This window comes from Geodermatophilus sp. SYSU D00779 (assembly GCF_054050595.1).
Genome location: NZ_JBJGZQ010000001.1, coordinates 185,254 through 197,392, shown reverse-complemented (window position 1 = coordinate 197,392; position 12,139 = coordinate 185,254). Strand labels below are relative to the sequence as shown.

Annotated in this window: 12 protein-coding genes; 7 read left to right on the top strand and 5 right to left on the bottom strand. The window is 75.2% G+C overall.

The features are described from left to right. A complete protein-coding gene (gene ggt, locus ACI79G_RS00905; RefSeq protein WP_456878866.1) occupies nt 1-1,809 on the bottom strand; it encodes a gamma-glutamyltransferase in 1,809 nt (602 codons plus the stop codon). Nucleotides 1,810-1,923: 114 nt separating this feature from the next. On the opposite strand from ggt, the gene ACI79G_RS00900 reads away from it, so the two are divergent. The 3 genes from ACI79G_RS00900 to nthA are packed head-to-tail and all read left to right on the top strand — an operon-like array spanning nt 1,924 to nt 3,153. Further along, nucleotides 1,924-2,280 carry a hypothetical protein gene (locus ACI79G_RS00900; protein WP_456878864.1) on the top strand — a complete coding sequence of 119 codons (357 nt, stop codon included), beginning with the start codon at nt 1,924-1,926 and terminating at the stop codon, nt 2,278-2,280. Further along, nucleotides 2,273-2,563 carry an SH3-like domain-containing protein gene (locus tag ACI79G_RS00895; RefSeq protein WP_456878862.1) on the top strand — a complete coding sequence of 97 codons (291 nt, stop codon included), beginning with the start codon at nt 2,273-2,275 and terminating at the stop codon, nt 2,561-2,563. Before ACI79G_RS00900 ends, ACI79G_RS00895 begins: the two co-directional genes overlap by 8 nt. Continuing rightward, a complete protein-coding gene (gene nthA, locus ACI79G_RS00890; RefSeq protein ID WP_456878861.1) occupies nt 2,560-3,153 on the top strand; it encodes a nitrile hydratase subunit alpha in 594 nt (197 codons plus the stop codon). Before ACI79G_RS00895 ends, nthA begins: the two co-directional genes overlap by 4 nt. A 9-nt stretch (nt 3,154-3,162) precedes the next feature. Here the strand turns inward: nthA and ACI79G_RS00885 are convergent, their stop codons facing one another. Then, nucleotides 3,163-4,728, bottom strand: a complete 1,566-nt coding sequence (locus ACI79G_RS00885; RefSeq protein ID WP_456878859.1) for an acyl--CoA ligase family protein — start codon at nt 4,726-4,728, stop codon at nt 3,163-3,165. A 167-nt stretch (nt 4,729-4,895) separates the two neighbouring features. Then, nucleotides 4,896-6,293, bottom strand: coding sequence for a ferredoxin reductase family protein (locus ACI79G_RS00880; protein WP_456878857.1), 1,398 nt, complete (start codon nt 6,291-6,293; stop codon nt 4,896-4,898). A 394-nt stretch (nt 6,294-6,687) separates the two neighbouring features. Here ACI79G_RS00880 and ACI79G_RS00875 point away from each other — a divergent pair, with 394 nt between their 5' ends. The 4 genes from ACI79G_RS00875 to ACI79G_RS00860 all read left to right on the top strand — a co-directional run bounded on the left by ACI79G_RS00875 (nt 6,688) and on the right by ACI79G_RS00860 (nt 10,679). Next, entirely contained in the window at nt 6,688-7,650 is a 963-nt protein-coding gene (locus ACI79G_RS00875; RefSeq protein WP_456878855.1) for an asparaginase, read from the top strand. Between the two features lie 28 nt (nt 7,651-7,678). After that, entirely contained in the window at nt 7,679-8,560 is an 882-nt protein-coding gene (locus ACI79G_RS00870) for a polysaccharide deacetylase family protein (RefSeq protein WP_456878853.1), read from the top strand. A 52-nt stretch (nt 8,561-8,612) separates the two neighbouring features. Then, nucleotides 8,613-9,053: a hypothetical protein gene (locus ACI79G_RS00865; RefSeq protein WP_456878851.1), complete on the top strand. Its 441-nt coding sequence runs from the start codon at nt 8,613-8,615 to the stop codon at nt 9,051-9,053. 612 nt (nt 9,054-9,665) lie between these two features. Further along, nucleotides 9,666-10,679 carry an LLM class flavin-dependent oxidoreductase gene (locus ACI79G_RS00860; protein ID WP_456878849.1) on the top strand — a complete coding sequence of 338 codons (1,014 nt, stop codon included), beginning with the start codon at nt 9,666-9,668 and terminating at the stop codon, nt 10,677-10,679. Between the two features lie 98 nt (nt 10,680-10,777). On the opposite strand, the gene ACI79G_RS00855 is transcribed toward ACI79G_RS00860, so the two are convergent. Beyond that, nucleotides 10,778-11,401 (bottom strand): hypothetical protein, encoded by a 624-nt coding sequence (locus ACI79G_RS00855; protein WP_456878848.1) that lies wholly within the window; start codon nt 11,399-11,401, stop codon nt 10,778-10,780. Nucleotides 11,402-11,587: 186 nt separating this feature from the next. Beyond that, a complete protein-coding gene (locus ACI79G_RS00850; RefSeq protein WP_456878846.1) occupies nt 11,588-12,058 on the bottom strand; it encodes a copper chaperone PCu(A)C in 471 nt (156 codons plus the stop codon). Between the last annotated feature and the right edge of the window lie 81 nt (nt 12,059-12,139).

The window sequence follows — 12,139 nt, the reverse complement described above, 5'->3', positions numbered from 1 at the left end:
TCAGCTGCCCGGCTGCACCACGCCCGCGCTGCCGCCGCCGCGCCGCACGGTCTCGGCCGCGGCCAGCAGCCGGCCGTCGGGCAGGAACTCCACCCCGGTGGCGGCCCCGATCTCGTCGACCGGCGCGAAGGCGTGTCCGCGGGCGGTCAGCTCGGCGCCGTACGCGTCGATGAAGGCCGGCTCGGCGTCGGCCGTCGCGGCGTTGCGCTGGCTGGCCCGCGGGGCCGCGATCGCGTCGGCGAGGTCGGTGCCGCGGTCGAGCCGGTCCACCAGCGTCTGCAGCACGGTGGTGATGATCGTGGCGCCGCCGGGCGTGCCGAGGGCCAGCAGCGGCTCGCCGTCCTGCAGCACGACCGTCGGCGCCATGCTGCTGCGCGGCCGCTTGCCCGGAGCGGGCAGGTTCGGTTCGGGACGGGTCGGGTCGGCGGGCGCGAAGGTGAAGTCGGTCAGCTCGTTGTTCAGCAGGAACCCGCGGTCGGGGACGGTGATCCCGCTGCCCCCGGTCTGCTCGATGGTCAGCGTGTAGGCGGCCACGTTGCCCTCGGCGTCGGCCACGGTGAGGTGCGTGGTGGACGGCCCCTCCGGGCCGCCGTCGTCGGTGGCTGCGGCCGCGGCCGGGCACGGGCCGTACTCGCCGTCCGGGACGCCCGCCGGCACCGGCTTGGGCGCCGCCCGCTCCGGGTCGATGAGGCAGGCCCGCTCGGCGGCGAAGCCGTCGGAGAGCAGCTCGGCCAGCGGCACCTGGGTGTGGGCGGGGTCGCCGACGTAGGCGTTGCGGTCGGCGAAGGCCAGCGCGCTCGCCTCGAGGTAGGTGTGCAGGACGTCGACCTCCGGCAGCGCGGCCAGGTCGGAGTCCTCCAGGACGTTCAGCGCCTCGCCGACGGCCGGGCCACCGCTGGAGGGCGGGGCCATCCCGTAGACCTCCAGGCCGCGGTACTCGACGCGGGTCGGCTCGCGCATCGGCGCCTCGTACGCGGCCAGGTCGGACTCCTCCAGCAGGCCGGCCCGCACCGGCGCCGCGCCCTCCGCCAGCGGGGGCTCCTGGGCGGTGCGCACGACGTCCTCGCCCAGCTCACCGGTGTAGAGGGCCTCGACCCCGTCGGTGGCCAGCAGCTCGTAGGTGCGCGCGAGGTCGGGGTTGCGGAACACCGAGCCCACCTCGGGCAGCGCACCGCCGGGGAGGAACAGCTCGGCGCTCGACGTGAAGCGGCGGAACCGCTCCTCGTTGTCGGCGGTCTGCTGGCGGAACGTCTCGTCGACGACGAAGCCCTCCTCGGCCAGCTCGGTGCCGCCCTCCAGCGCCTCGGCCAGCGAGAGCGTGCCGAACTCGTCGAGCACCCGCTGCCACGTCAGCGGGGTCCCCGGCGTGCCGACCGACAGCCCGCTGGTCACGGCCTCGTCGAAGGGCAGGGGCTCGCCGTCCTCCCCGAGGAAGGCGTCGGCGCCCATCGCCTGCGGCGCGGTCTCCCGGCCGTCGACGGTCGTGACCTCGCCGGTCGCGGCGTCGTAGTACACGAAGAAGCCGCCGCCTCCCACGCCCGCCGAGTAGGGCTCGCTCACGCCGAGCGCGGCGGCCGCGGCGACCGCCGCGTCGGCCGCGTTGCCGCCCGCGGCCAGGACCTCCAGGCCGACCCGGGTGGCGTCGGGGTCGACCGTGGCGACCGCGCCGCCGGTCCCGACCGCGCGGGGCACCTTCTCCGGCGGCGGGACGGCGGCGTCCCCGGGTGCGGCGGCCGCGGTGCCGGCCGGGGCGACCCCGGCCAGGACGGCGGCGGTCAGGGCGGTGAAGACGGTGCGTCGACGCGGCACGGGGACTCCTCGGGCGTCGGGACGGTCGCTGTCCAGGGGCCCAGCCTGCTCCTGGCCCGGCCGGCCCGCCCGTCGAGCTGGACGGGGGCGGCTGCGTCGGCGTAGGAACGCGGGGTGAGCCGCATCAACGACGTCGGCGGCATGGTGGGCTTCCCCGCGATCGTCGAGGAGCCCGACGAGCCGGCCTTCCACGCCGACTGGGAAGCGCACGTCCTGGCCCTCAACGCGGCGCTGATCCGGCGCGGCGTCTACAACCTCGACGAGTTCCGCGACGCCATCGAGCGGATGCCGCCGGACGCCTACCTCTCGAGCTCCTACTACGAGAAGTGGTTCACGGCCATCACGACCCTGCTGGTCGAGAAGGGCGTGGCCACCCCGCAGGAATTGGCCACCCCGCAGGAACCGGCCACCCCGCAGGAACCGGCCACTCCGGAGGAACCGGCCACGCCGGAGGAGCTGGCCGGTGGCTGACCGGTTCGTCCCCGGGGACGCGGTGCGGACCAGCACCGCCGACCCGGCGTGGCACACCCGGCTGCCGCGGTACGCCCGCGGCGCGGTCGGCCGGGTGGTCGAGCTCGCCGGGCACCACCCCCTCGCCGACGACCGGGCCCGTGGCCTGCCGGGCACGACGCAGGCCGTCTACCACGTGCGGTTCGCCGCCGCGGACCTGTTCGGCGACGGCGACCACGCCGTCACCGTGGAGCTCTGGGAGGACTACCTGGAGCCCGCCGACCCCCGGGGAGGGACACCATGAGCGCAGACCACCACGGCAGCTCGACGATCTCCGAGCGGGTGCGGCACGTCGAGGCCCTCCTGGAGGCGCGCGGCCTCGTCGACGAGGGCGAGATCGACCGGCGCATCGACGAGTTCCTCGCCGGGGGCTCCCCCGCCAACGGGGCCCGGATCACCGCGCGGGCCTGGGTGGACCCGGACTTCCGGGACCGGCTGCTCGCCGACGCCAACGCCGCGATCCGGGAGCTCGGGCTGTCGATGTCCGGCGGCCTGCAGGAGCAACGGCTGAAGGTCGTCGCCAACACCGAGGACGAGCACAACGTGGTGGTCTGCACGCTGTGCTCCTGCTACCCGATCGCGCTGCTCGGCCCCTCCCCGGCCTGGTACAAGAGCGAGGCCTACCGGTCCCGGGTGGTCCGGGACCCGCGCGGCGTGCTGCGGGAGTTCGGGCTCGAGCTGCCGGCCGGGACGCGGATCAGCGTGTGGGACGCCAGCGCCGAGTCCCGGTACATGGTCGTCCCCCGCCGGCCGGAGGGGACCGACGGGATGCCGGAGGAGGAGCTCGCCGGCCTGGTCACCCGCAAGGGCCTGATCGGGACCGCCGCCGTCTGAGGCCCGCGGTCAGCCGGAGGAGCGCTCGCGCAGCAGGTTCTTCTGCACCTTGCCGGTGGAGGTCTTCGGCAGGTCCCCGTAGACGAACCGCTTGGGGACCTTGAACCCGGCCAGCCGCGACCGCACGAAGGCCGCCAGCTCCTCGTCGGTCACGTCGCCGCCGGGCCGCAGCGTCACGTGGGCGACCGGGACCTCCCCCCACTTCTCGTGGGGCTCGGCGACCACGGCGGACTCCAGGACGGCGGGGTGGGCGTCCAGGGCCCGCTCGACCTCCACCGAGGAGATGTTCTCGCCGCCGGAGATGATGATGTCCTTGCTGCGGTCCCGGATCTCGAGGTAGCCGTCCGGGTGGACGACCGCGAGGTCCCCGGTGCGGAACCAGCCGGGTCCGCCGTCCGGCCCCGGCAGCGTCGCCTTCGCCGTCGCCTCCTCGTCCTGGTAGTAGCCGAGCATGACGTCGTTCCCGCGGGCGACGATCTCCCCGATCGTCTCCCCGTCGCGGGGCACGTCCGCGCCGTCCTCCCCCACCACCCGCAGCGGCTCGGCGACCACGTTGGCGACACCCTGCCGGGCCTTGAGCTCGGCCTGCCGCTCGTCCGGGAGGTCGTCCCACTCCGGGTGCCACTGGTTGATCGCCACCGGCCCGTAGGTCTCGGTGAGCCCGTACAGGTGGGTGACGTCCATGTTGAGCGCGGACATCCGGGCCAGCAGGGTCGGAGTGGGCGGCGCGCCGCCGGTCTGCACCGCGACCCGCGGGGAGACCGGGCCGGCCTCCGCCTCCTCGGCGTTGGCGATCATGGTCAGCACGGTCGGCGCCGCGCTGAAGTGGGTGATGCCCTCGGTGCGCAGCAGCTGCCAGATGCGGGCGGGCTCCACCCGGGGCAGGCACACGTGGGTGGCGCCGCCGGCCGACACCGCCCAGGGGAAGCACCAGCCGTCGCAGTGGAACATCGGCAGGGTCCACAGGTACTGGCTGCCCGGTCGCAGCCCGGTGTGCAGCGCCATCGCCATCGCCTGCAGGTAGGCGCCCCGGTGGCTGTACATCACGCCCTTGGGCCGGCCGGTGGTGCCCGAGGTGTAGTTGAGCGCCAGCAGCCCCTCCTCGTCGGCGCACGGCCGCGCCAGGGGCTCGGTCGAGGCCAGCCACTGCTCGTACTCGTCGGCCTCCCCGCCCGCCACCACGACCGGGATCCCCACCGCCGCGGCGACCTCGGTGGCGGTCGCGGCGAACGCGGCGTCGGCGACCAGGACCGCGGCGCCGGAGTGCCCGAGGATGTACTCCAGCTCGCCCGCCTTCAGCCGCGTGTTGAGCGGGACCAGGACCGCACCGGCCCACGGCACGCCGTTGTGCAGCTCGAGCATCGCCGAGCTGTTCGTGCACAGCGCGGCCACCCGGTCGCCGGGTGAGACGCCCCGGGCCGCCAGGGCCCCGGCGAGCCGGCGCGAGCGGTCGGCGAACTCGCGGTAGGTGAACCGCCGGTCGCCGTCGACCACCGCGGTGCGCTCGGGGAACACCCGCGCGGAGCGGTCGAGGAAGGCGGTCGGGGTCAGCGGGGCGGAGCTGAAGGTCGCCACCGGGTCTCCTCAGGCTGTGCGGACGGTTCCGTGGTGGATTGTCGGCACAGTCCCGCGACCGCGCTCCCCGGACGCGTCAGGTCTGCAGGAGGGCCCAGAGCACGCAGAGGGCCAGCAGCACGCCGCTGACCACCCAGGCCGCCGGGGCCGCTCCGTCGCCGCGCACGTCAGACCATCCCGAACTGCTCGCTGTGCACCCGGTCCGCGGGCACGCCGAGCTCGCCGAGCGAGGCACGGACCGCCCGCACCGTCTCCTCGCGGGAGCAGACGAAGTACTGCAGCGAGCGGGCGTACGGCGGCAGGTGGCGGGCCAGCAGCGCGGCGTCGATGCGGCCGCGCTCGCCCGGCCAGCCCTCGGACGCCCGGCTGATCACGTGCACCACCCGCAGGTCCAGCCGGCCCTTCAGCCGCTCCAGCTGGCGGATGCCGGTGATCTGGTCCTCGCTGCGGTTGCCGAGGAACAACCACACCGGGCGCCGGTCGCCCTGGTCGGCCAGCGTGGCCAGCATGCTGAGGAACGGCGTGACGCCGACGCCCGTGGCCAGGAAGACGTAGCCCATGCCCGGGTGCCGGTCGAGGGTGAACGAGCCGTGCGGACCGTCGACGTAGACGGTGTCACCCACCCGCAGCCGGCGGATGGAGGAGGTGAAGTCGCCGACCTGCTTGATCGTGAACTCCACGCGGGGGCGCAGCGCGCTCGAGGAGATCGAGAACGGGTGGTAGGTCGGGGTGAAGGGCACCCGGCCGGGGAGGATCCAGGCGAACTGCCCGGCCGTGAACGACCACGGCCGCCCGCCGTGCCGGTGCGCGGGCTCGAGGCCGACGGTCACGGCGCCGCCGGGCTCGGGCCACAGCTCCACCACCCGCCAGGGGCGGCGCCACAGCCGCAGCGGCTTGACCAGCCGGACCCACACCGCCAGCCACAGGAAGGCCGCGGCGTAGCCGATCCAGCCGATGCGCACCCAGGGCGCGCTCAGCCAGTTGTCCACGAGGAAGGCGTGCCCCAGGCCGGCCAGCACGATCGTGACGCCGAGCAGCGAGTGCAGCACGTGCCAGACCTGGTACGGGATCCGCAGCGCCCGCCGCCAGATCGAGGTCACCATGAGCAGCCCGAGCGCCAGCACCGACAGCCAGGCGAACTGGGCCCGCAGCGGCGCGTCGACGACGTCGAGCAGCACCAGGTACCGGTCGTCGGCGAGGAACAGCAGCGTCGGGTGCCCGAACGCCGCGAGGACCGACAGCGCCGACATCTGCTTGTGGTAGCGCAGGACGGCGTCGATGCCGAACGGCGCCGTGGCGCGGGAGAACCGCGCGGCCAGGGCGAACTGCAGGCCCATCACCGAGAGGGCCAGGAAGCCCAGCGCCACGGAGAGGTCGACGAGGAAGCCGCGCCCGGGCCGGACGGCGGTGGCGCAGAGGGCCAGCGGGGCGGCGGCGAGCAACGCGTGCAGCGCCGTCCACGCCACCGCCTGTGCGCGGGTCGAGGGTGCGGCCCGGCGGGTGACCGGCACGGGGATCTCGCCGGTGAGGTCCGAGACGCGCGGCCGGTCGAGGACCGTCGTCACCGGCGGGCTCCTGCGGGGGTGCGACGCCGGAGGGCAGGGCGGTGCATCAGGGCGTTCTCCAGTGCGTACGGGCGTCGGGCGCGCCCGGGCTCCGAACACCCGGGCGGCGGTCGACCGGGCGACGGAGCGCTCCGGCGGGCCACCCCCGCACCGCGCGACGCGGGAGCCCCGTGGCCCTCGCGGCGTGCGGCCCCCCATGACGGGCGGTGTCCGGATGAGAACACTAAGTGAGTCCCGCCGTGCACCGTCAAGCCCGGGACGGACCGGTCCGGCAACGACGCAGGTCAGCGCCGAGGGTGGATCCGCTCACACCGCTCCCCGAGGTGCGTCGCTCGGCGCGTCGTGGTCACCTGGGGCCGCTGCGGGAGGTCAGGTGCGAGGACGGGAGGGTGCCGTGGCACGGGTCCACCTGCTGGCGACCGGGGGCACGATCGCCAGCCGTCGCACCGACGACGGGCTGTCGGCGACCACGCCGGCCGCCGAGCTGCTGGCCGCGGCCGGGCCGCTCCCGGGCCTCGAGGTCACCGTCAGCGACCTCACGACGGTGCCGAGCTTCGCGCTCACCGGCGCCGACGTGCGGGGGCTGCTCCGCGAGGTGCGGGAGCACCTGGCCGACGGCGTCGACGGCGTCGTCGTCACCCACGGCACGGACACGATGGAGGAGTCGGCGTTCCTGGCCGACCTGGTGCACGACGACCCGCGGCCGGTGGTCTTCACCGGCGCGCAGCGGCCGTTCGACGCGCCGGCCCCCGACGGCCCGGCGAACCTCGCCGACGCGCTCCGGGTCGCCGCCGACCCCGCGGCCCGGGACCTCGGTGCGCTGCTCGCCTTCGACGGCCTGGTCTTCGCCGCCCGCGGGGTGCGCAAGGTGGAGACCCTGCGCGGCGCGGCCTTCGGCGCCCCCGGCCGCGGACCGGTGCTCCGGGTCGCGGGCGGGGCCGTCGTCCCCCTGGGGCGGCCGCCGCGGCCGCCCGCGCTGCCGCTGGACCTGACCGCCGACCTGCCGCGGGTCGACGTCGTCGCCTGCGCCCAGGGCTCGGACGACGCCCTGCTGCGCGCCGCGGTCGCCGCCGGCGCCGCCGGGGTCGTGCTGGAGGCCTTCGGGGCGGGCAACGTCCCGCCGCCGGTGGCCGCGGCGGCGGCCGAGCTGGTGGCCGGCGGCGTGCCGGTCCTGGTGTGCTCGCGGGTGCCGTCGGGTCCGGTCGCCCCGCTCTACGCCGGGGGCGGGGCGAGCCTGGCGCGCGACGGCGCCCTGTTCGGCGGGGACCTGAGCCCGTGGCAGGGGCGGCTGCTGCTGGCCGCCGCCCTGGCGCTGGACCCGCGGGACCCGGGGCGGGTCCTCGCCGGCCGGCTGTAGGCACCGACACGTCGAGAGGGGAACGGGCATGGCCAAGGAGATCTTCGTGTCCTTCGGCGTCGACATCGACGCCGTAGCCGGGTGGCTGGGGTCCTACGGCGGGGAGGACTCCCCCGACGACATCTCGCGCGGGCTGTTCGCCGGCGAGGTGGGCGTGCCGCGCATCCTCGAGCTGTTCCGCCGGGAGGGACTGACCCAGACGTTCTTCTGGCCGGGCCACTCCATCGACACGTTCCCGGAGCAGTTCGACGCCTGCGTGGCGGCCGGCCACGAGATCGGCGTGCACGGCTACAGCCACGAGAACCCGATCGCGATGAGCCGCGAGCAGGAGTCGGCGGTGCTCGACCGCTGCATCGAGCTCATCGAGAAGCGGGCCGGACGCCGTCCCACCGGGTACGTCGCGCCGTGGTGGGAGTTCTCCCCCGTCACCAACGAGCTGCTGCTGGAGCGGGGCATCACGTACGACCACTCGCTCATGCACCGCGACTTCGAGCCCTACTACGTCCGCGTCGGCGACAGCTGGACGAAGATCGACTACTCGCAGCCGGCCGACACGTGGATGCAGCCGCTGGTCCGCGGCCGGGAGACCGAGCTGGTGGAGATCCCGGCGAACTGGTACCTCGACGACCTGCCGCCGATGATGTTCGTCAAGACCAGCCCGAACAGCCACGGGTTCGTCAACCCGCGCGACATCGAGCAGATGTGGACCGACCAGTTCGACTGGGTCTACCGCGAGCAGGACTACGCGGCGTTCACGATGACCATCCACCCCGACGTCGCCGGGCGGCCGCAGGTGCTGATGGCCCTGGAGCGGATCATCGCCCACATCAAGGGCCACGACGGCGTGCGCTGGGTGACCTTCGACGAGATCGCGCAGGACTTCCTGCGCCGCTCGCCCCGTCCGGCCTGACACGGTGTGCGGCGCCTGCGGCACCGGCCGGGCCGTCGCACCGTGGGAGGACGTGCTCGCCGGGGCCGGTCCCGCGGAGCGGGCCGCCCGGGCCGGTGCCGCCGGCCGGTTGCTGACCGGCCGGCGACTGCGGGTCACGCCCTGGCGCGGCGGCTACCTGCTGGCCACCGCGACCGGGGCCACCCGCCCGGTGGCCTCGCTCGACGAGCTCTGGGCGGCCGTGGAGCGGGACGGCGCACCCCCGGGCGAGCAGCGCTGGGCCCGGGTGCCTGTTCCGGCCGGCTGGGACCGGCAAGCGGCGGCCGTCTGGGTGGCGGCGGCCGCCCGCGCCGGGACGATCACCGCGGCGGCGCTGCCCGGTGGCGTGGTGGAGTTCCGGGACGGCGGCGCGGCGCACGTCGACTCCTCGTCCGGTACGGCGGAGGTCGGCGTCCTCGGGCCGGAGCCGGAGGCCGCGCTCACCGACCTCCTGCAGTTCGCGACGCACGGTTGACAGCAGGTGTCGCTCGGTCGGCGGTCATCGGTCCGGTGTCGCCCGTTGCCACCAGCCGGAGCTGCTCCCTCGCACTGACGAGTGGTGGGCCGTCGCCGTGTCGGCTCGTCGACACGGCGACGGGCCGACACGTGCGTCTCTGCCCGCTCAGAACGGTGGTGGGTCGCCATCGGGGGTGATCGGTACCAGGGGTGGATGGTCGCCGTTCGTCTCCGGTGGCTCGGGTGCCGGTGGGTGCATGCCGGGTGGTCGTAGGTGCGCACATCGGCCTGCCGCGTGGCCTCCTTGCGCCGGGCGTCGATCGCGTCGGCATCCAACTCGAGCAGCAGCGCCAGCGCCCGCGCCCGCAGCCGGCCGACCAGCGCAGCCTCCAACGGCGTGCGCAGGAAACCGGACGACGTCATGACCCGGACACACGTACGGGGTACGACAGTCCTGGGGCACTGATCAGGGCTCCCGGACCGGGAGCAGTGTCAGCCCGTCGCGCGGGACCCATGGGTGCCCTTGGCTGCAACAGGCCGGGCCGCTCGTCGAGTCGGGGCGCAGGAGCACGTCGTCGGCCACTGACCGACGATGGCACGGGACCCACCGCACCGATCGAGGAGCCGCCCCATGCCCGCCCCCGGGACCCCGCTGCACCAGCTCGGCTTCCTGACCATCGGCACCTTCGACCCGGCCGACCCCGGCCCCGGGCACGAGGCGACCCTCGCGATGGTCGAGCTCGGCGAGCAGCTCGGGTTCGACAGCGCGTGGCTGCGCCACCGACACCTGCAGCCGGGCATCTCCTCACCGGTCGCCGTCCTCGCCGCACTCACCCAGCGCACCCGCCAGATCGGTCTCGGCACCGCCGTCACGCCGCTGGCGTGGGAGAACCCGCTTCGGCTGGCGGAGGACCTCGCCACCGTCGACGTCCTCTCCGGTGGGCGGCTCAACCCGGGCGTCAGCGTCGGCCCGCCGATGCACTGGGACGACGTGAAGGACGCCCTCTACCCCGACACCGCCGACCGCGAGGACTTCAGCTACGCGCGCGTGGAGCGGCTGCTGGGGTTCGTCCGCGGCGAGCGGGCGTCCACCTTCGTCGGCCGGGAGGGCGTCGTCGAGGAGTGGTCCGACCGGGTGCAGCCGCAGTCCCCCGGGCTGGCCGGCCGGATGTGGTACGGCGGGGGCAGCCTGCGCTCGGCGGCGTGGGCCGGCGAGCACGGCATGCACTTCCTGACCTCCAGCGTGGTCAAGGCCGAGCAGTCCGAGGACTTCGCCGAGGTCCAGGCCTCGCACGTGCGGGCCTTCCGGGCCGCCAACCCCGCCGGCCGGGTCTCCCAGGGGCTGGTGGTCATCCCCACCGACAGCGCCACCCCCGAGCAGCGGGCGCGCTACGCCGCCTACGTCGAGGCCCGCACCCCGCGGACGACGGCACCGCAGGGCCCGGCGCGGATGCTCTTCGCCCGTGACCTGCTGGGCGGCTCCGAGGAGGTCGCCGAGGCGCTGTACGCCCACGCCGGCTTCCGCGAGGTCACCGAGGTCGTCTTCGCGCTGCCGTTCGACTTCGCACCCGCGGACTACGAGCAGATCCTCACCGACGTCGCCACGCGCCTCGGCCCGGCGCTGGGGTGGCGGCCCGGCGGCTGAGCCCACCGGTCGTCGCGCGCCGGTGGCCCGTTCAGGGGACCGGAACGGGCCGTGGGCGCGCAGTACTGCAGGGGCACCGCCTCAGCGGCGCCACCACCTCACGCCATCTCGGGGACGTGCAGGTGGGCGATCGCGAGGTCGAACTCCGCGACATCGGTGATCCTCGCGCCCATCGCCCGGCTGAACTCCTCACGGAGCGCCGCGCCCTGCTCGCGGGCCCGCTCCATGGCGGCCCGGTCCTCGTAGGTCACGGCGGCCACGCCGCGGTGGCCGGGCCGGTCGACCAGCAGGCTGACGCTGCAGAAGCCGGGGAGGTCCTCGAGCCTCGACAGCAGGCTCATCCGGAAGGTGTCGACCATCTCGTCGACGTGGCCGGCCGGGACGTCGAGCCAGGTGCCCCGGACGCACGCCGCGTCCCCCGCCGGCCGGGACCGGTGCAGGACGGCGATCTCCCACTCGTCGATGTCGACGGCATCGGCGCGGAGCACCTCGGCCGCCTGCCGCCGCAGCTCCCCGATCTCGTCGGCGCTGGCCCGCATCGCGTCCTCGCTGGCCCACGCGGAGGTGAGGATGCACCGCCCCGCCTCGGGGTCGGCCAGCATCGACATCCCGATGCACCCGTCCATCCGCTGGATGGCCGGCCAGAGGTCGCTCCGGGCGAACGCGACCCCGTCCTCGACCGCACGCGGGTCGCCGCGGACGGTGGTGGTCCTGGCGTACATGACCGTTCTCCTCCCTGGCGGCGCCGGGCGGCACCGCCCAGGGTGAAATGTCCTCGCTCACACCGGGGTCGGCGGCGCCCGTGGTGTCCCGTCGGGCCGGCCGGGGCCGGTCCCGGCGCGTGCGGACCGAGCGCACGCCGCCGGGCACGCATCCGGCCGAGCCACCGAACGGGTGCGGGCGGCGCCCTAGTCGACGGGACCGGCGCCGGGGGCGACCGGCACGTCGAGGGCCACCTCACCGGCCGTCGCGAAGGTGAAGGTGACCGAGACGGTGTCGGTGGGGGCGATCGGTGCGGTCACCCCCTCCAGCTGCATCCGCACGGCACCGCTGACGGCCTCCACCTGACCGCCGGCCGGCAGCTGGATCCCGTCAGGGCTCGGTGCACCGGACTCGTCGAGCAGCTGGACCGACTCCGCCGCCGGGGTGCTGACGCCGACCAGCCGGTCGGCCTGCTCGGCGTCGTTGGTCAGCACACCCCGCAGCGGCACGGAGGCCCCTGCCTCGACGGTGTCCTCGGCGTCGAGGAAGACGTCGTCCAGCGACACCTCGCCGACCGTGCCGTCGACGCCCGCGACGTCCGGGGTCTCCTCGGCTGTCTCGGCCTCCTGCCCGGCGGCGCAACCGCCGAGCACCAGGAGGCCGGCGGCTGCCCACACGGGAAGAGAAGTCCGTCGCACGAGAGCGCACGATCCCGTCCCGCCCGGCTCGCCACCAGGGGCGAGGGTCCCGGTCGCGAC

Bases quoted from the DNA above. Each gene is read 5' to 3' on its own strand.
- ACI79G_RS00860 (WP_456878849.1), top strand. From the start codon at position 9,666: ATGCCCGCCCCCGGGACCCCGCTGCACCAGCTCGGCTTCCTGACCATC.
- ACI79G_RS00870 (WP_456878853.1), top strand. From the start codon at position 7,679: ATGGCCAAGGAGATCTTCGTGTCCTTCGGCGTCGACATCGACGCCGTA.
- nthA (WP_456878861.1), top strand. From the start codon at position 2,560: ATGAGCGCAGACCACCACGGCAGCTCGACGATCTCCGAGCGGGTGCGG.
- ACI79G_RS00855 (WP_456878848.1), bottom strand. From the start codon at position 11,401: ATGTACGCCAGGACCACCACCGTCCGCGGCGACCCGCGTGCGGTCGAG.